General features: G+C 70.6%; 16 protein-coding genes and 1 tRNA gene. 9 read left to right on the top strand and 8 right to left on the bottom strand.

Going from position 1 to position 17,278, the window contains the following annotated elements:
• Window positions 1–6: 6 nt before the first annotated feature.
• Together E4P42_RS11840 and E4P42_RS11835 are read right to left on the bottom strand one after the other, a co-directional pair.
• The gene (locus E4P42_RS11840) at window positions 7–618 is read right to left on the bottom strand and encodes a TetR/AcrR family transcriptional regulator (protein ID WP_135126257.1); all 612 of its coding nucleotides are present in this window, start codon (window positions 616–618) and stop codon (window positions 7–9) included.
• Window positions 615–1,064, bottom strand: coding sequence for an ester cyclase (locus E4P42_RS11835; RefSeq protein WP_135126256.1), 450 nt, complete (start codon window positions 1,062–1,064; stop codon window positions 615–617). The genes E4P42_RS11840 and E4P42_RS11835 overlap by 4 nt, the downstream gene beginning before the upstream one ends.
• Before the next feature lie 139 nt (window positions 1,065–1,203).
• On the opposite strand from E4P42_RS11835, the gene E4P42_RS11830 reads away from it, so the two are divergent.
• Window positions 1,204–2,589, top strand: a complete 1,386-nt coding sequence (locus tag E4P42_RS11830; protein ID WP_135126255.1) for a glycine--tRNA ligase — start codon at window positions 1,204–1,206, stop codon at window positions 2,587–2,589.
• A 6-nt stretch (window positions 2,590–2,595) separates the two neighbouring features.
• Here the strand turns inward: E4P42_RS11830 and E4P42_RS11825 are convergent, their stop codons facing one another.
• Window positions 2,596–4,581, bottom strand: a complete 1,986-nt coding sequence (locus E4P42_RS11825; protein WP_135126254.1) for a TPM domain-containing protein — start codon at window positions 4,579–4,581, stop codon at window positions 2,596–2,598.
• Window positions 4,582–4,655: 74 nt separating this feature from the next.
• Between E4P42_RS11825 and E4P42_RS11820 the strand changes: the two genes are divergently transcribed.
• The 3 genes from E4P42_RS11820 to E4P42_RS11810 all read left to right on the top strand — a co-directional run bounded on the left by E4P42_RS11820 (window position 4,656) and on the right by E4P42_RS11810 (window position 8,246).
• Window positions 4,656–5,930 (top strand): deoxyguanosinetriphosphate triphosphohydrolase, encoded by a 1,275-nt coding sequence (locus E4P42_RS11820; RefSeq protein ID WP_135126253.1) that lies wholly within the window; start codon window positions 4,656–4,658, stop codon window positions 5,928–5,930.
• A gap of 5 nt (window positions 5,931–5,935) precedes the next feature.
• On the top strand, window positions 5,936–7,879 hold the full coding sequence (dnaG, locus tag E4P42_RS11815; RefSeq protein WP_135126252.1) for a DNA primase: 1,944 nt from the start codon (window positions 5,936–5,938) through the stop codon (window positions 7,877–7,879).
• A 79-nt stretch (window positions 7,880–7,958) separates the two neighbouring features.
• Complete coding sequence (locus E4P42_RS11810) at window positions 7,959–8,246, top strand: hypothetical protein (protein ID WP_209305757.1); 288 nt, start codon at window positions 7,959–7,961, stop codon at window positions 8,244–8,246.
• A 49-nt stretch (window positions 8,247–8,295) separates the two neighbouring features.
• Here the strand turns inward: E4P42_RS11810 and E4P42_RS11805 are convergent, their stop codons facing one another.
• A complete protein-coding gene (locus E4P42_RS11805) occupies window positions 8,296–8,538 on the bottom strand; it encodes a hypothetical protein (protein ID WP_135126250.1) in 243 nt (80 codons plus the stop codon).
• 182 nt (window positions 8,539–8,720) lie between these two features.
• Here E4P42_RS11805 and E4P42_RS11800 point away from each other — a divergent pair.
• A tRNA-Asn gene (locus E4P42_RS11800) sits at window positions 8,721–8,796 on the top strand.
• 16 nt (window positions 8,797–8,812) lie between these two features.
• Here the strand turns inward: E4P42_RS11800 and E4P42_RS11795 are convergent.
• On the bottom strand, window positions 8,813–9,151 hold the full coding sequence (locus tag E4P42_RS11795) for an LPXTG cell wall anchor domain-containing protein (RefSeq protein ID WP_135126249.1): 339 nt from the start codon (window positions 9,149–9,151) through the stop codon (window positions 8,813–8,815).
• A 104-nt stretch (window positions 9,152–9,255) separates the two neighbouring features.
• On the opposite strand from E4P42_RS11795, the gene E4P42_RS11790 reads away from it, so the two are divergent.
• Window positions 9,256–9,726, top strand: a complete 471-nt coding sequence (locus tag E4P42_RS11790; RefSeq protein WP_135126344.1) for an LppP/LprE family lipoprotein — start codon at window positions 9,256–9,258, stop codon at window positions 9,724–9,726.
• On the opposite strand, the gene E4P42_RS11785 is transcribed toward E4P42_RS11790, so the two are convergent.
• Window positions 9,723–11,660 carry an acyl-CoA dehydrogenase gene (locus E4P42_RS11785; RefSeq protein ID WP_135126248.1) on the bottom strand — a complete coding sequence of 646 codons (1,938 nt, stop codon included), beginning with the start codon at window positions 11,658–11,660 and terminating at the stop codon, window positions 9,723–9,725. The genes E4P42_RS11790 and E4P42_RS11785 overlap by 4 nt on opposite strands.
• A gap of 101 nt (window positions 11,661–11,761) precedes the next feature.
• Here E4P42_RS11785 and E4P42_RS11780 point away from each other — a divergent pair, with 101 nt between their 5' ends.
• Complete coding sequence (locus E4P42_RS11780; RefSeq protein WP_135126247.1) at window positions 11,762–12,499, top strand: VIT1/CCC1 transporter family protein; 738 nt, start codon at window positions 11,762–11,764, stop codon at window positions 12,497–12,499.
• A gap of 17 nt (window positions 12,500–12,516) precedes the next feature.
• On the opposite strand, the gene E4P42_RS11775 is transcribed toward E4P42_RS11780, so the two are convergent.
• Both E4P42_RS11775 and E4P42_RS11770 read right to left on the bottom strand, forming a co-directional pair.
• A complete protein-coding gene (locus E4P42_RS11775) occupies window positions 12,517–13,791 on the bottom strand; it encodes an MFS transporter (protein ID WP_135126246.1) in 1,275 nt (424 codons plus the stop codon).
• A 22-nt stretch (window positions 13,792–13,813) separates the two neighbouring features.
• Complete coding sequence (locus E4P42_RS11770) at window positions 13,814–14,284, bottom strand: MarR family winged helix-turn-helix transcriptional regulator (RefSeq protein ID WP_135126343.1); 471 nt, start codon at window positions 14,282–14,284, stop codon at window positions 13,814–13,816.
• Window positions 14,285–14,374: 90 nt separating this feature from the next.
• Here E4P42_RS11770 and E4P42_RS11765 point away from each other — a divergent pair, with 90 nt between their 5' ends.
• Complete coding sequence (locus E4P42_RS11765; RefSeq protein WP_135126245.1) at window positions 14,375–16,423, top strand: DUF2232 domain-containing protein; 2,049 nt, start codon at window positions 14,375–14,377, stop codon at window positions 16,421–16,423.
• Window positions 16,420–17,262, top strand: a complete 843-nt coding sequence (locus E4P42_RS11760) for an energy-coupling factor transporter transmembrane protein EcfT (RefSeq protein ID WP_135126244.1) — start codon at window positions 16,420–16,422, stop codon at window positions 17,260–17,262. The genes E4P42_RS11765 and E4P42_RS11760 overlap by 4 nt, the downstream gene beginning before the upstream one ends.
• Window positions 17,263–17,278: the final 16 nt, after the last annotated feature.

Here is a 17,278-nt window from a genome sequence, read left to right as displayed (position 1 = left end):
GCGTCGTCACGGCTCCTTACGGGCGGCTTCGACGAGCGCCCGGATGGCGAAGTGCTGAATCACCTGCGTCTCGGCATCGTCGAGCTGCAGCACGTCCTTGCAGACGATCATCGCTTCGGGCCCGATGACGAGTGCGAGCGCGTGCACGAGGGTCGACAGGGTGGTGGGGCGGAACTCCCGGTGCGCGGGCTCGAGTGCGGCCTCGATCATCGGCAGTCGCCGGTTCTGGCGCCGCGGTGGATCGCCGTCACCGTCCTGGCGACCGTGATTCTCGATCGCGTACGCCACCATCATCCGCACAGCCGTCTCGTTGGCGAGGATGAAACTGTGCATCGCGTCGCCGACCCGTTGCAGCCGGGCGACCGGGTCCACCTCGTCGTCGGCCGCCAGCACCTCCTCCGGCCCGGGCATCGCCACGTCGATCGCCGCTTCCCGGAGCAGCGCGTCCACCGACGGGAAGTACCGGTACGCGGTCGCCCGTGACACCAGGGCCTCTTCCGCGACGTCCTCGAGTGATGGTCTGCGCCCCTGCTTCATCAGGCGGGCAGCGGCGTGGAGCAGGTCCTTGCGCGTGCGCGTCCGCTGATTCCGGCGCCCCTGAGTGTCGGGGTCGGTCACGTCGGCAGTGCCACGTCGTCGCACTCGCCCGGGGTGAGCTGCTGCTGGATGGCGGCCAGGTCGAGCCACACGTTCTCCCGGCTGATCCGGCCGTCGTCGGCGAACTCGAGGATGTGCAGAAGGCGAAACTGCAGCGGGCGGTTGCGGCCCTCGAGGCCGAACGGCCGGCCCGGCGCACGCCCGCGCCACACGGACTCGTCGACCATGAAGTTCTCGCCATAGAGCCGCCGAACCGTCTCCACGCTGCTGTCGGCGAGGTCGTCGAACAACCCCTCGTAGAACTGCCGGGCGGCCTCCGGGCCGAGGCCCGGCCCCGGCGGGTAGCCGACGATGTCGTGGCGCACGTCCGGCGTGAGCGTCGCCAGGACTCCCTCCACATCGTCATTCGCCTCGTACGCAAAGTGTTCGTCGAGCATGCGGTCCATCTGTTCGCGGGTGAGGGGCATGACATCTCCTCGGACGACCGGTGATACATCAGAACTTTAATGAGACGAAAATCTCATGTCAATACACTCGTCGTACTCCGCGGAGTGCCTCTCAGACGACTGCCAGGCGGTCGGGGACCGGTCGCTACGCTTGACGACCGTGGCCTCGATCATCGACACCGTTGCAAACCTCGCCAAGCGCCGTGGGCTGGTCTTCCAGTCCGGCGAGATCTACGGCGGCACCAAATCCGCCTGGGACTACGGGCCACTCGGCGTCGAGCTGAAGGAGAACATCAAGCGGCAGTGGTGGCGGTCGGTGGTCACCGGACGCGACGATGTGGTCGGCCTCGACAGCGCGATCATTCTGCCGCGCCAGGTGTGGGTGGCCTCCGGCCACGTCGAGGTGTTCAACGACCCGCTGGTCGAATGCCTGAACTGCCACAAACGCCACCGGCAGGACCACATGCAGGAGGCGTACGCCGCCAAGAAGGGTCTGGAGGATCCGGATGCGGTGCCGATGGACGAGATCGTCTGCCCCGATTGCGGCACCAAAGGCCAGTGGACCGAACCGCGCGACTTCAACATGATGCTCAAGACCTACCTCGGCCCGATCGAGACCGAGGAGGGGCTGCACTATCTGCGGCCCGAGACCGCGCAGGGCATTTTCGTCAACTTCGCCAACGTGGTCACCACGGCGCGGCGCAAGCCGCCGTTCGGCATCGGCCAGATCGGCAAGAGCTTCCGCAACGAGATCACTCCCGGCAACTTCATCTTCCGCACCCGCGAGTTCGAACAGATGGAGATGGAGTTCTTCGTCGAGCCGTCGACCGCACCCGAGTGGCATCAGTACTGGATCGACACCCGTCTGCAGTGGTACGTCGACCTCGGCATCGACCGGGACAACCTGCGGCTCTACGAGCACCCGAAGGACAAGCTGTCGCACTACTCGGACCGCACCGTCGACATCGAGTACAGGTTCGGCTTCCAAGGCAACCCGTGGGGTGAGCTCGAGGGTGTGGCCAACCGCACCGACTTCGACCTGTCCACGCACGCCAAGCACTCCGGTGTCGACCTGTCGTTCTACGACCAGGCCAGCGAGACCCGCTACACGCCGTATGTCATCGAGCCGGCAGCCGGGCTGACCCGGTCGCTGATGGCATTCCTCATCGATGCCTACACCGAGGACGAGGCGCCCAACGCCAAGGGCGGGGTGGACAAGCGTACGGTGCTGCGCCTCGACCCGAGGCTCGCCCCGGTGAAGGCGGCGGTGTTGCCGCTGTCCCGGCACGCCGACCTGTCGCCGAAGGCCCGCGACCTGGCCGCCGAATTGCGCAGGAACTGGAACGTCGACTTCGACGACGCGGGCGCCATCGGCCGGCGCTACCGCCGCCAGGACGAGATCGGCACGCCGTTCTGCATCACCGTCGACTTCGACTCGCTCGAAGACCATGCGGTGACGGTGCGCGAACGCGATGCGATGACCCAGGACCGCGTCGCGCTGTCCGAGGTGAGCGACTACCTGGCGGTGCGACTGAAGGGCTGCTGACTTCCCCTAGAAGCGGCCGCCGCCGCCGCTCAGCCCGCCACCGCCGCCGCCGAAGCCGCCCCCGCCGCCGAAGCCACCGCCGAATCCGCCGAAGCCACCTCCGAACCCGCCGCGCATCCCGCCGGAGAGCACGTTGCCGATGAGGATGCCGCCGATCATCGCGCCCATGTTGCCGCCGCCGCCCCCGCCATAGGGTCCGGTGAATTGGCGTTGCGCCGCAGCGACATCCGCGTTGGCCAGCGACTGCGCCTGCCCGGCCAGCATCGCGGCGCCGTTGGCGTGGGCGATGGCCTCGCCGAGATGGGTGGCGCGCTTGTCCTGCGCCGCCTGCAGTTGGCGCACCGCCTCGGCCAGCCGGGTGCGCGCTTCCGGGCCGACGATGCCGCGGCGGGTGTCGATGTAGTCCGACACCGCGCGCACCCGCGACTGTGCGGTGAACAGCGCCTGATCGTAGGAGCGGGTGAGCCGGGCGGTCGTCTCGCGCTCCTCGGCGACCTCGGCCAGCAACCGGTCCAGGTCGGCGTCGACCTGGTTGAGGCGGGTGAAGCTACCGAGCGGATCGGCGCTGCCCGCCGTCTGCGCATGCGACACCGCTTGTACGGCGGCGTCGCGGGCGGCGCTCAACGCGGTGGCCGTTGCGAGGTTGCCCTGCGCCAACTGTGCGGCGGCCTGGTCGATGCCGTTCTGCGTGTCGGCGATCGCCGCCGGTAGTCCGGCGACCGCGCGGTTGATGTCGGTGGCGGCGCTGTCCACCGCATCGAGCAGTGTGCGCGCCTGGGTGAGGGCGGCCTCGGCGGCGTGGATGGCATCGACCAGCCCGGTCTGTCGATCGGCCGGCCGCGACACGAGATTGCGCGCCGCGGTGATGTTCTGGTCGGCGAATTCCAGCCGCTGCCGGGCCTGGTCGATGTTGTCGGACACCGACTCCAGCGCGGTTTCGGCGAACTGGGTGTGCAGCCCGGCCAGGGTCTGCTCGGCGGGCGCCAGCCGTGCGGTCAGGTCGACCATCTGCTGGGTCATCGTGTCGAGCCGGCTGGGCGCGTTGATCACCAGGTCGCGCAGCCGGGCGAAGGCCTCCCGCTGCGCCTCGAGTTCCCGGTCGGCCCGCGCCGCGGCAACGATCACCCGGGTCAGCATGTCGCGGCGCTGCAGCGGGCTCTCGGGCACCGCGTCGTCGAGGGCGTGGCGGGTGTTGAACGCCTGCGCCAGCGCGGCTTTCGCGTTGGCCACCGCGCGGCTGAAGGCGGCGGTGTCGCGGTCGCCGAACTCCTCGACGGCCAGCGACAACTCGCTCTCGCTGGTGCGCACGGCGTTGTCGGTGTCGACGACGATCGACCTGGACAGGTCGTCGAGCGCGTCGAGCGGCACGGTGGCCAGCGCGTCGGGGTCCGCCGGGTCGAGCCGTTGGGCGGCGGCGAACTCGGCTTCGCGGCGCTTGCGCCGGCGGCGGCGCTGCCACACCACCAGCATCACCAGGCCCAGCGCGATCACCGCCAGGATGGCCAGCAGCGGCACCCAGTGCATCGGCCCGCTCTCGGCGGCCAGCCCGTTGGCCGCGGCCACCGCCGCGCCGGCCCAGTCGCCGGTGCGCAACAGGGGTTCGACGTCGTTGCGGCGTACCGCGTCGATGTCCGCGTCACCCCGCGCGCCGGGGCCCGCCAGCAACGCGTACGCCCGGTCCACGGTCGCCACCGCCAGGATCGCGTCCTGATCGCCCAGATCGCTGCGCGCATAGGTGGTCTGCGCCCACGCCGTCGCGTCCTGGCCGTCGAAGGTCCGCACGTAGACCACCCACAACCGGACGCGGCGCTCGTTGTAGAGGCGGTCGATTGCCGACTGCACCTGGCTCTGACCCGACGGGCTCAGCGCGTTCGCCTCGTCGGTGAGGTAGGTCGGCAGGCGCAGCGGAGGTTCGGCGGCCGCCGGCGGCGCCACCAGCGCCGCGGTGGCGAGGATCGCGGCGAACAGGCCGAGAAGACGGGTAACGCGCATGTCCGTCAATGTAGTGCGCGGTCAATGCCCAGCGACGAGGTTGACGACGGCGTGCCCTGGCAGACTGTGCCTCGGTGAGCCCACAAGAGCCCGACATCTACGACGAGTTCGACCGCCAGCGCCTGGTGGCCGAACCGCCCAAGGGTGCCGGTCTCCCGGGCACCCAGAGCGAACACCGCACCGACTTCGCCAGGGACCGGGCCCGGGTGCTGCACTGCGCGGCGCTGCGCCGCCTCGCCGACAAGACGCAGGTGGTCGGGCCGCGCGAGGGGGAGACGCCGCGCACCCGGCTGACGCACTCGCTGGAGGTCGCGCAGATCGGCCGCGGGATGGCGGTCGGGCTGGGCTGCGATCCCGACCTGGTGGACCTCGCTGGCCTGGCGCATGACATCGGCCACCCGCCGTACGGGCACAACGGCGAACGCGCGCTCGACGAGATCACCACGATCTTCGGCGGCTTCGAGGGCAACGCCCAAAACTTCCGCATCCTCACCCGCCTCGAACCGAAAGTGCTTGACGCCGAAGGCCGCAGCGCGGGGCTCAACCTCACCCGGGCGGCGCTGGACGCGGTCACGAAGTATCCGTGGCCGCGGTACGGCGAGCGCCGCAAGTTCGGATTCTTCGACGACGACATGGCCGCGGCCGACTGGGTCCGCGTGGGCGCGCCGGCCGAACGGCCGTGTCTGGAGGCCCAGGTGATGGACTGGGCCGACGACGTCGCCTACTCGGTGCACGACGTCGAGGACGGCGTGATCTCCGGGCGCATCGACCTGCGGGTACTGGCCGATGCGGACGCCGCCGCGTCGCTGGCCCACCTCGGCGCCCGGTCGTTCGACACCCTGACCCCCGACGATCTGCTGGCCGCCGCGGAGCGGCTCTCGCAGGTTCCGGTGGTGGCCGCGGTCGGCAAGTTCGACGGCACGCTGGCGGCGTCGGTCGCGCTGAAACGGCTGACCAGCGAGCTGGTCGGGCGATTCGTCTCGGCGGCGGTGACCGAGACCCGTGCGGTCGCCGGGCCCGGCCCGCTGCGGCGGTTCGACACCGACCTCGCGGTGCCGACCCTGGTGCGTGCCGAGGTGGCGGTGCTCAAGACGCTGGCGCTGCAGTTCATCATGTCCGACCACCGGCACCTGGGCATCCAGGCCGACCAGCGGACCCGCATCCACGAGGTCGCGCTGATCCTGTGGGCGCAGGCGCCGGGCAGCCTCGATCCGCAGTTCGCGGCCGACTTCGTCGCCGCCGACGACGACGGGTCCCGGCTGCGCGTGGTGGTCGATCAGATCGCCTCCTACACCGAGGGGCGGTTGGAGCGAGTGCACGAGGCGCGCTCGCCCCGGCCACTAGACTGACTCAGGTGGCGGGCGAAGCGACTCGGGGGCGGGGCAGGATCCCGGATCGCGATATCGCGGCCATCCGCGAACGGGTCCGCATCGAGGACGTCGTCGGCGATTACGTGCAGTTGCGCCGCGCGGGCGCCGATTCGCTGAAGGGCCTGTGCCCGTTCCACGACGAGAAGTCGCCGTCGTTCCACGTCCGCCCCAACCACGGCCACTTCCACTGCTTCGGCTGCGGCGAGGGCGGCGACGTCTACGCCTTCGTCCAGAAGATCGAACACGTCAGCTTCGTCGAGGCGGTGGAACTGCTCGCCGACCGGATCGGCTACACCGTCACCTACACCGGCACGACGAGCACCGCGGTGCAGCGCGACCGCGGCAGCCGCAGCCGGCTGCTGGCCGCCAACGCCGCCGCCCAGGAGTTCTACGCTCAGGCGTTGGCGTCCGAGGAGGCGGCGCCCGCCCGGCAGTACCTCATCGACCGCAACTTCGACGCCACGGCCGCCGCCCGCTTCGGCTGCGGATACGCGCCGTCGGGCTGGGACCAACTGACCAAACACCTGCTACGCAAGGGATTCGAGTTCAAGGAACTCGAGGCGGCGGGGCTGTCGCGCGAGGGACGGCGCGGCCCGATGGACCGATTCCACCGGCGGCTGCTGTGGCCGATCCGCGCGGCCGGGGGAGAGGTGATCGGGTTCGGGGCGCGCCGGATCTTCGACGACGACCCGATGGAGGCGAAGTACGTCAACACCCCCGAGACGGTGCTGTACAAGAAGTCGTCGGTGCTGTTCGGGCTGGATCTGGCCAAACGCGACATCGCCAAGGCGCACCGCGCCGTGGTCGTCGAGGGCTACACCGACGTGATGGCGATGCACCTGGCCGGCGAGACCACCGCCGTCGCCTCCTGCGGCACCGCGTTCGGCGACACCCACCTCGCGTTGCTGCGCCGGCTGATGATGGACGACAACTGGTACCGCGGCGAGCTGATCTTCGTATTCGACGGCGACGCCGCCGGGCAGGCCGCCGCGCTCAAGGCGTTCGACGGTGACCAGCAGGTGGCGGGCAAGTCGTTCGTGGCGATCGCCTCCGACGGGATGGACCCCTGCGACCTACGCCTGACAAGCGGCGACAACGCGCTGCGCGACCTGGTCGCGCGGCGCATCCCGATGTTCGAATTCGCGATCCGCAGCCTGATCCCCGACGGCGACGTGCTCGACAACGATCCGCAGGCCCAGGTCGACGCGCTGCGGCGGTGCGTGCCGCTGGTGGCCCGGATCCGCGACTACGCGCTGCGCGACGAGTACGCGCGCCGGCTCGCGGGCTGGACCGGGTGGAGCGACGAGGCGCAGGTGCTCACCCGGGTGCGCGAGGAGGCGACCAAACGGGGGATGCCCGACCGCGGCCGCCGGCGCAACGGCGACCAGGCGGTGGCGAGTCAGCCGCGGCGCGCGCCGGAGCCCGCGGTGCGGCCCGATCCGGCCGACCCCACGCTGTGGCCGCAGCGCGAGGCGCTCAAGTCGGCGCTGCAGTACCCCGCGCTGGCCGGCCCGGTGTTCGACGCGCTGACCCTCGACAGCTTCACCCACCCCGGCTACCGCGCGGTGCGCACGGCGATCGAAACGGCCGGTGGCGCGTCCGCCGGGCTCTCCGGCGCCCAGTGGATCGAGTCGGTGCGTGAGCACACCGCCACCCCGGCCGCCGCCGGCCTGGTCAACGAGCTCAGCGCCGAAGCGATCCGCGTGGAGGACGACGACAAGTTGCCCCGCTACATCGGCGGGGTACTGGCCCGGTTGCAGGAGGTGTGGGTGGGCCGGCAGATCGCCGAGGTGAAGTCGAAGCTGCAGCGGATGTCGCCGGTGGAGCAGGGTGACGAATACCACGCGTTGTTCGGTGACCTGGTCGCGATGGAGGCCTACCGCCGCAGCCTGCTCGAACAGGCCAGCGGCGACGACTTGACTGCTTGAACCGTCGCGACACGTTATGGTGTACCGGTCTGACGACCCGTCGGGGGACGGCTGAGAAAGGCAACACAAGGTGGCATCCATGAACCGAGTTCGTCGCTACGTCATCGCCGGCGCGTTTGCGGCCGCCGCCGTGGCCGCTCCGCTCGCCGCATCCGCGCTGCAGAGCACCCCTGCCGCCGACAGCACGGCCGCCCCCGCGTGCCTGGCGTGGTTCGGCAACAAGGACGACGGCCACTGCCTGTCCTACTCCAACGGCACGCCGGTCGGCGTCTCGACCCCGGGCGTCGCGCTCAACGGCAACGGCGGCTGGGGCATCAGCACCGGCCCCCTGATGCCCGGCACCACGATCAGCCAGGGCATCGGCTAACCGCCGCACGCTCCACCCGTCAACGGACCCGCCACCGGCGGGTCCGTTTTCAGTCGGTGCGGGCCTCCGGGCGCAGCACCGAGGTCTGCTCGTCGATCGGCGTCAGAGTGACCAGCTGCGGATCCGGCGACACCCGTTCGGCGATCTTTCGCCGTGAGGTCTCGATCACGGCGCGCGCGGCCGGGCTGGCGGTCACAGCTCGGTAGGTGCCCGCAATCTGCTCGTAGCGGCGCCGACCGGCCTTGCTGCCCAAGACATACCCGACGGCCATGACGGCGACGTACCCGATCACGGAGCCCCTCCCACTAGACGGTGCGTGACTTCCATCCTGCCTCATGTCGGACAGTGCGCGCCGGGCCGGGCCGACGAGCGCTCGCGCGAGGAGTCGACATGGGAGCGCGTTGGCGATCCCGACGGTCGGTACGCTAGAGTCATCCTCCGGTCCGCACGGAAAGCTCCACGCGGACACCGCAGTCCCCTGTAGCTCAATTGGCAGAGCATTCGGCTGTTAACCGAAGGGTTGCTGGTTCGAGTCCAGCCGGGGGAGCCAGAAGGCCAGACCGCAGTCAGCGCAGCGGTGGCTGGCCCTGCGCCCTTCCGCCCTGCTGTTGCTTGGCCGCCTGCGCCAGCGCGGTGACAAGCGGATTGGCCGCCATCATCTGGCGCCGCTCCTCCTCGGACAGCTCGTAGAACGCCCACACCCCCCAGGCCGCGGGGCGCACGTAGATCGTCACCTCCTGGCGCTGCGCGCCGAACACCGCGGGCACCGGGACGACCCGGTCGAGCGTCGCGGCGCTGGACATCTCCTCGGCGATCCTCTGGCGGTCGGCGCTCTCCTGCAGCTCGTAGACGAGCGACTGGCCGAGCTTGGTGGGCGTTCCTTGCATCGCCAGGAACCACGCCATCGGATCTCCTTAGGTCGGGGAGTGTGACTGGGTCAGACTAGGAGATCGCCTCGGCGGGCTTGATGCGTAGTCTCGTTCGCATGCGGCTGACCCCGGTGATCGCGATGACCGCGGCGGCCTTGGCCGCTGCCGGCTGCGGGTGGAGCCCGCCGGGCGCGGCGCCGCCCAAGCCGGACACCTGCACCCCCAGCGACGGTCCCGACCCGGACACCGTGCAGCGGGAGATCGCCGACACGCCGCCCGCCACACCCGGCGCCACCTGGACGGAGGTGGCGCGTGGCCACACCACCGACTGCCGGCTGTACTGGGTGCAGATCGGCCCGAGCGCCGCGCAGCCCGACAGCGCACAGCACGTGCTGTTCTTCGATCGCAACACCCCGCTCGGCACCGCCACGCCGCAGCCGCGCCCCTACACCACCGTGCTGGCCCCGGGCGGTGAGACCAGCGTCACCGTCCAGTACCAGTGGCGTCAGGCCGACGAGCCGCCGTGCTGCCCGACCGGGATCGGCACGGTGCGTTTCGGGATCGGGCCGGACGGCAGGGTCGAGGCGCTCGACCCGATCCCCGGCGCCTAGGCCGGCTCGGGGCTCAGCAGCTCGTTCGGGTCCATCATCGCCGCGTAGCGCAGCTGCTCGGGGATGCCGAACCCGTCGACCAGCGTCTCGGCGTACGGCCGCAGCGAGCGGCACCGTTCATTGATGCCGCGGGTGACCGCCTTGGCGCGCTCGGTGGACAGGAAACGGTGCTCGATGAACCACGCCTTGTCGTCCTCGATCACCGACAGCGCGTACAGGTCGCACACCATGCCGAGGATCCGCTTGGCCTCGTCGTCCTCGCACGCGTCGATGCCGGCGACGAACGCCTCGAGCACGATGCGGTCGATGTGGGCCTGCGCGGTGTGCAGCACGTGGTCCTGCACGGAGTTGAACGCGTCGAACGCCGACATCTCCTTGGCCTTGCCCTGCAGCCGCCGCGCCACCGAGGACAGCATGTACTCCTCGCGGTCGGTGAACATCTGCACCTGGGTGCCGCGGTTGAAGAGGCTGCCCTCCTCCTCGTTGTCCTGTCGGGTGTCAAGGATGGTCTGCATGATCGTCTCGGCCGCAGTGCGTTTCATCACCCGCGTGCCGACGGTGTTGGCGGCGAAGCGCACCCACTCCACCGGGCTCATGCCCTTGACGTCGTCGGCGTACGCGGTGAGCAGCTCCTTGGCCACCAGCTGGGTCAGCACGTGGTTGTCGCCCTCGAACGTGGTGAACACATCGATGTCGCCGCGCAGCCCGATCAGCCGGTTCTCCGCCAGATAGCCGGCCCCGCCGCACGCCTCGCGCGCCTCCTGGATCGCCCGGCTGGCGTGCCAGGTGTTGGCGGCCTTGAGCCCGGCGGCACGGGCCTCGAGCTCGCGCTGCTCCTCGGCGTCGGGGTCTTCGGCGGTCTGCAGTTCATGGCACTTGGCCACCAACTCGTTCTGCGCGAACTGCAGCGCGTAGGACCGCGCGATCAGCGGCAGCAGCCGCCGCTGGTGCACGAGGTAGTCCATGATGACCACCTCGCCGCCGTCGGGCGCCTCGAACTGCTTGCGCTGCAGGGCATACCGTGTCGCGATGTCCAGCGCGACGCGCGCCGCCGCGGCACCGCTGCCGCCCACGGTGACCCGGCCGCGGATCAGCGTGCCCAGCATGGTGAAGAACCGCCGGTTCGGGTTCTCGATCGGCGAACTGTACGTGCCGTCCTCGGCGACGTCGCCGTAGCGGTTGAGCAGGTTCTCCCGCGGCACCCGCACGTTGTCGAACACGATGCGGCCGTTGTCGACGCCGGGCAGCCCGCCCTTGTAGTCGCAGTCCGACGTCGTGACGCCCGGCATGTCGTTGCCGTCCTCGTCGCGGATCGGCACCAGCAGGCAGTGCACGCCGTGGTTGACGGGTTCACCGCCCTCGTGGGTGATGAGCTGTGCGAAAACCGCTGCCATGCGGGCGGTCTGGGCGGCGCCGCCGATGTAGTCCTTGCGGGCCGTCGGCGTGGGGGAGTCGATGACGAACTCCTGGGTCGCCGGATCATAGGTCGCGGTGGTCTCCAGCGACTGCACGTCGCTGCCGTGGCCGGTCTCGGTCATCGCGAAACACCCGAGCAGGTCGCAGTCGATGATGCGTTTGACGTAGCGCTCGTGGTGGCGTTCGGTGCCCAGGTTCTCCACCGCACCGCCGAACAGGCCCCACTGCACGCCGGCCTTCACCATCAGCGACAGATCGCTCATCGCGAGCATCTCGATCTGGGTGACCGCGGCGCCCACGTCGCCGTTGCCGCCGTGCTCCTTGCGGAATCCGTCCTCGGCGGCGCCGTCGGCCGCCATGATCCGCAGCTGCTCGTTCACCTTCGTCCGCGCGATGACGGTGTTGGGGGTGTAGTGCGGTTTGAAGACCTCGTGGGAGAGCTTGTCCCGCATGGCGTTCTTCACGTCGCGCCAGCGACCGTCGAGCGTGTTCCGCAGATGCTCAGCAGTGGTGGTCATACCTGACGGTAACCCGCTATCCACTCCGCGAAACTGTGATGTGGCAAACCGAGGTCATCCTCATCGGATCGTCATTTCCGGCGAGGCGTTCAATACCTCCCATGAGCACACCCGAGCGGCCCCGCCCGACCTCCCCGACCGGCCTGCCGCACACCGTCGGCCACCAGCACGCCGACGTCACCGGCGGCTGGCTGCGTGCCGCCACGTTCGGCGCGATGGACGGCTTGGTCAGCAACACCGCGCTGATCGCGGGCGTGGCGGCCGGAGCGAACGCGCAGGCCGTGGTGCTCAGCGGTGTGGCGGGCCTGCTGGCCGGGGCGTTCTCGATGGCGCTCGGCGAGTACACCTCGGTCACCACCGCCAACGAGCAGATCGACTCCGAGGTGAAGCAGGAGCGCCGGTCGTTCCGCAAGCACCCCGCGGCCGAACGCGCCGAACTGGTCGACATGCTCGTCGAGATGGGCATGTCGAACGACACCGCGACCACCGCCGCCGAGGAGATCCACCGCGACGAGAACCGCGCGGTGAACTTCCATCTCGTCCAGGAACTCGGGGTGCACCCGGAGGAGAAACCGTCGCCGTGGGTGGCCGCGGGGTCGTCGTTCGTGATGTTCGCGATCGGCGCGATCGTGCCGCTGATCCCGTATCTCCTGGGCTTCGACTCACTGTGGGCGGGCCTGCTCTGCGGCGGTGTGGGCCTGCTCATCGCCGGCGGCACCGCCGCCCGGTTCACCCGCAAGCCGGTGGCGTGGGCGGCGGGCCGCCAGCTGCTGTTCGGGGCGGTCGCGATCGCCGCCACCTATGTCGTCGGCCTGCTGATCGGCACCACCGTCACCTGAGCCGGTGTGGCGCAGGGTCAGTCGCTCCCCAGCGTGACCGCCTGTGCCTGGTCGCTGAGCTCGGAGACCTCGTCCTCCTCGGCGTCGATCCCGGCCAGATGCCTGCGGGTCGCGGTGAGCACCACGGCTCCGGCCAGCACGGCCGCGGCCCCCACCCAGTACGGCAGGTGCACGTTGACCTGCTCACCGAGCACACCGGCCAGCCACGGCGCGACCGCCGCGCCGCCGAATCGCATGAAGCTGTACGCGGCCGAGGCCACCCCCCGTTCCACGGGTTCCATTCCCCGGGTCGGCCCCCTACCCTTCGGGTGGGAGGTGCCCCCGGCGCTCCTGCCCGCCGGCGCGGCTTTCATGACCGTCTCGGTGATCAGCGTGTTGTTGACACCGATGAACAACCCCGCCACCACCACGCACGTCGCCAGCACGGCCTTGCTGTCGGTGCCCAGTGCCATCGCGACCAGCGTCGCGGTCATCGCCAGCAGGTTGACGATCAGCGTCGGCACGGTGCCGAAACGGTGTTGCAGGCGCGGGGCGACGACCACCGAGGTGAACGCCAGCGCCACCCCCCAGCCGAAGAAGATGAGCCCGATCTGGCGGGCGCCCATGTCGAGCGGGAACGGCGTGAACGCCAGCAGCGTGAAGAACCCGAAGTTGTACAGCAGCGCGGTGATCGACACGCCGAGCAGTCCGCGGTGGCGCAGCGCGCGGAACGGGTCGGCCAGCGTGGTGGCCCGGGCCGCCGGCGGGGTCGACGGCAACAGGAACGCGGTGACCACCAGCGCCAGCGCCATCAGCGCCGACACCCCGAAGAACGGCCCGCGCCAAGAGATCTCACCGAGGACACCGCCGACGAGCGGACCCACGGCGATGCCGAGACCCAGCGCCGCCTCGTAGAGGATGATCGCCTGCGCGACCGAGCCGCGCGCGGAGTTGACGATCGTGGCCAACGCGGTCGCGATGAACAGCGCGTTGCCCAGCCCCCACAGCGCCCGCCAGCCGACGATCTCCATGACCGTGGCGCTCATCCCGGCCAGGCCGGCGCCGACGATGATCACGGCCAGGCCGATCAGCAGCGTGCGCTTGGGTCCGATGCGGCTGGCGACGACGCCGGTGATGAGCATCGCCACGCCCATCACCGCCATGTAACTGGTGAACAGCAGCGACACCTGCGATGGGGTGGCGTCGAGGTTGTCGGCGATGGGTTTGAGGATGGGGTCGACCAGGCCGATGCCCATGAACGCCACGACGGACGCGAAGGCGACGGCCCAGACGGCTTTCGGTTGACGCCACATCGGTGGGCGACTCCTGTCTGGTTCAGTCGGTCGAAGCGAGCAACCGCTTGATGACGTCGACGGCGGCGGCGAGCGTCTCGCGGTCCTCGGGGCTCAGTTGCTCCAGGCGCGGGTTGATCGCCGCACCGCGGTCGATCCGGGCCTGGGTGAGCATCTGTCTGCCCGTATCGGTGATGCGGATCCGCACCGCCCGCGCATCGTGCGGGTCGGGGGTCCGGGTGACCAGTCCGGCTTCCTCGAGCCGGCGCACCTGCGTGGTCATGGTGGGTTGCGAGCAGTGGTCGAGCGCGGCCAGATCCGAGATCCGGGCCTCGCCCTGGTCGTCGATGGTCGACAGCAGCCGGGCCTGGGCGAACGGCAGCGGCAGCCGCGTACGCTGAGTCGCCAGCCGGTTGAGGCGTGCGACGACCGCCAGCAGGTCGGCGCCCAGATGCTCGTCGGCCGCCACCGTGGTGTTCTCCGTGGCAGGTGAGGTCACCACACCATGATACATAGGCACCCTATACAGTCGAGCGGGTCGACAGGTGTCGATCATCACCGCGGGCCGTGCGGGCCCGTGGATTCCGGCTGGCAGAATCGGGTGATGACCGCGATCCGGACGGCGAGCCCGCCTCGACGCGCCGGATCGTTGCAACCCGGTGAGCTCGCACAGGCCTCGGTGATGGCCGCGCTGTGCGCGGCCACCGCGATCATCGCCGTGGTCGTGCCGTTCGCCGGCGCGCTGTCGCTGCTCGGCACTGTCCCGATGGGCCTGCTGGCCTACCGCTACCGGTTGCGGGTGCTGCTCGCCGCCACCGTCGCCGGCGCCACCATCGCCTTCCTCATCGCCGGGATGGGCGGAATGATGACGGTCATCGACTGCGCCTACATCGGCGGGCTGACCGGCATCATCAAACGCCGCGGTCGCGGCACCCCGACGGTGCTGCTCACCGCGGTGGTGGCGGGCACCGTGTTCGGCGCCGCCGCCGTGCTCGCCCTGGCCGTGCTCTCGCGGTTGCGCACGCTGATCTTCGATTCGATCACCGCCAACGTCAACGGAATCGCCGCGATCCTGGCCCGCATCCCGGACATGGAGGGCGCCGCCGACCGGCTCAAACGCGACTTCGCCACCGCGCTCGACTACTGGCCGCTGCTGATCGGCGGCGCGGGCGTCCTGAGCATCACGTTCGTCACGCTGGTGGGCTGGTGGGCGTTGTCGCGGGTGCTCAGCCGACTCGTCGGGATCCCCGACGTCCACAAGCTCGAGACCGTGCCCGAACCCGGCGCCGTCGCCCCGGTGCCGACCGAGCTGCGTGAGGTCCGCTTCCGTTACCCCGGCGCCGATCACGACGCGCTGGGCCCGATGTCGCTGTCGGTCCACCCCGGCGAACATGTCGCGATCACCGGCGCCAACGGGTCCGGCAAGACCACGCTGATGCTGATGCTGGCCGGTCGCGAGCCCACGTCGGGCACCATTCATCGCCCCGGTGCGGTCGGACTGGGCCGCCTCGGCGGCACCGCGGTCGTCATGCAGCATCCGGAGAGCCAGGTGCTCGGGACCCGGGTCGCCGACGATGTCGTGTGGGGCCTACCACCGGGCGCGCAGACCGACGTGCCGAAGCTGCTCGGCGAGGTCGGCCTGGACGGGATGGCCGAACGCGACACCGGCGGACTGTCCGGCGGTGAACTGCAGCGCCTGGCCGTGGCGGCCGCGCTGGCGCGCGAACCCGCCCTGCTGATCGCCGACGAGGTCACCAGCATGGTCGACCAGCAGGGCCGCGACGGGTTGATGGACGTGCTGTCCGGGCTCACCCAGCACCACGATATGTCGCTCGTGCACATCACCCACTACAACGACGAGGCCCGGGTCGCCGACCGGACCATCAACCTGACCGGCAACGGCGGCGCCAGCGACAACACCGACATGGTGGAAACGTCGGCCGCGCCCGCAGGCACCGTGCACGCCGCGCCCACCAGCGCCACGCCGGTGCTCGAACTCGCCGGCGTCGGCCACGAGTACGGCAGCGGCACCCCGTGGGCCAAATCCGCGCTGCGCGACATCGACGTCGTGGTGCCCGAGGGCGACGGCGTGCTGATTCACGGCCTCAACGGCTCCGGGAAGTCGACGCTGGCCTGGATCATGGCCGGGCTGACGGTGCCGACCACCGGCAGCGCGCTGCTCGACGGCCGGCCGGTGTCCGACCAGGTCGGTGCGGTCGCCCTGTCCTTCCAGGCCGCGCGGCTGCAGCTGATGCGCAGCACCGTCGGCGAGGAGATCGCCTCGGCCGCCGGGTTCTCCCGGCGCGACACCGGCCGCGTGGTCTCCGCGCTGGGCATGGTCGGGCTCGACGAGGCGCTGGCCGCCCGGCGCATCGATCAACTCAGCGGCGGGCAGATGCGCCGGGTGGTGCTCGCCGGGCTGCTGGCCCGCGCGCCCCGGGCGCTGATCCTCGACGAACCGCTGGCCGGGCTCGACGCCGCCAGCGCCCGCGGCCTTTTGCGCCTGCTCGCCGACCTGCGCCGCACCGCCGGCCTGACCGTGGTGGTGATCTCCCACGACTTCTCCGGGCTCGAGGACCTGTGCCCGCGCACTCTGCACCTGCGCGGCGGCGCGCTCGCCCCCGCCCCGACCACGGCCGGGGAGCGGACATGACCGCGCCCGAACGCCGGCAGCGCCGGCCGGTGGTGCTGCTGCGCCCGGTGCCCGGACGCTCGGTCGTGCACGATCTGTGGGCGGGCACGAAGCTGATCGCCGTCGCCGGGATCGGTGTGCTGCTCACCTTCTATCCCGGCTGGGCGCCGATCCTCGCGGTCGCGGTGCTGGTACTGGTGGCCGCGCGGCTGGCGCACATCCCGCGCGGCGCGCTGCCCTCGATCCCGCGCTGGCTGTGGGTGCTGCTGTTCCTCGGCGGCCTGACCGCGACGTTCGGCGGGGGCGACCCGGTCGTCGACCTCGGGTCCATCCAGGTCGGCCTGGGCGGGCTGTTCAACTTCCTGCGCATCACGGCGCTGTCCATCGTGCTGCTGGGTCTGGGCGCGATGGTGTCGTGGACCACCAACGTCGCCGAGATCGCGCCCGCCGTCGCGAAACTCGGCAGGCCGCTGCGGGCGCTGCGAATTCCGGTCGACGACTGGGCGGTGGCGATCGCCTTGGCGCTGCGCGCCTTCCCGATGCTGATGGACGAGTTCACCACGCTGTATGCGGCCCGCCGGCTCCGTCCGCGCCAGCACCTGAGCAGCCGCAAAGCCCGCCGCAAGCGGTGGCTGATCGAGATCGTCGACATGCTCGCCGCGGCCATCACGGTCGCGCTGCGCCGCGCCGACGAGATGGGTGACGCGATCACCGCCCGCGGTGGCACCGGGCAGATCTCGGCCGCGCCCGCCGGGCCCAAGGCCCGCGACTGGATCGCGCTGGCGATCATCGTCGTGGTGTGCGGGGCGGCGCTGGGGCTGGAGCTGACGGTCCTGCCGACCAGTTCCGCGCCGACCTGATCGCCCGGCCGCCGTT

This window comes from Mycobacterium sp. PS03-16, assembly GCF_004570325.1.
In the GTDB taxonomy this organism is placed as follows: Bacteria; Actinomycetota; Actinomycetes; order Mycobacteriales; family Mycobacteriaceae; genus Mycobacterium.
This window is presented reverse-complemented; position numbering and strand designations above follow the sequence as displayed.

Excerpts from the sequence above, each read along its gene's own strand:
- E4P42_RS11810 (WP_209305757.1), top strand. The coding sequence starts at position 7,959 with ATGAACCGAGTTCGTCGCTACGTCATCGCCGGCGCGTTTGCGGCCGCC.
- E4P42_RS11775 (WP_135126246.1), bottom strand. The coding sequence starts at position 13,791 with ATGTGGCGTCAACCGAAAGCCGTCTGGGCCGTCGCCTTCGCGTCCGTC.
- E4P42_RS11760 (WP_135126244.1), top strand. The coding sequence starts at position 16,420 with ATGACCGCGCCCGAACGCCGGCAGCGCCGGCCGGTGGTGCTGCTGCGC.
- E4P42_RS11780 (WP_135126247.1), top strand. The coding sequence starts at position 11,762 with ATGAGCACACCCGAGCGGCCCCGCCCGACCTCCCCGACCGGCCTGCCG.
- E4P42_RS11770 (WP_135126343.1), bottom strand. The coding sequence starts at position 14,284 with ATGTATCATGGTGTGGTGACCTCACCTGCCACGGAGAACACCACGGTG.
- E4P42_RS11835 (WP_135126256.1), bottom strand. The coding sequence starts at position 1,064 with ATGCCCCTCACCCGCGAACAGATGGACCGCATGCTCGACGAACACTTT.
- E4P42_RS11795 (WP_135126249.1), bottom strand. The coding sequence starts at position 9,151 with ATGGCGTGGTTCCTGGCGATGCAAGGAACGCCCACCAAGCTCGGCCAG.
- E4P42_RS11785 (WP_135126248.1), bottom strand. The coding sequence starts at position 11,660 with ATGACCACCACTGCTGAGCATCTGCGGAACACGCTCGACGGTCGCTGG.
- E4P42_RS11825 (WP_135126254.1), bottom strand. The coding sequence starts at position 4,581 with ATGCGCGTTACCCGTCTTCTCGGCCTGTTCGCCGCGATCCTCGCCACC.
- E4P42_RS11765 (WP_135126245.1), top strand. The coding sequence starts at position 14,375 with ATGACCGCGATCCGGACGGCGAGCCCGCCTCGACGCGCCGGATCGTTG.
- E4P42_RS11790 (WP_135126344.1), top strand. The coding sequence starts at position 9,256 with ATGACCGCGGCGGCCTTGGCCGCTGCCGGCTGCGGGTGGAGCCCGCCG.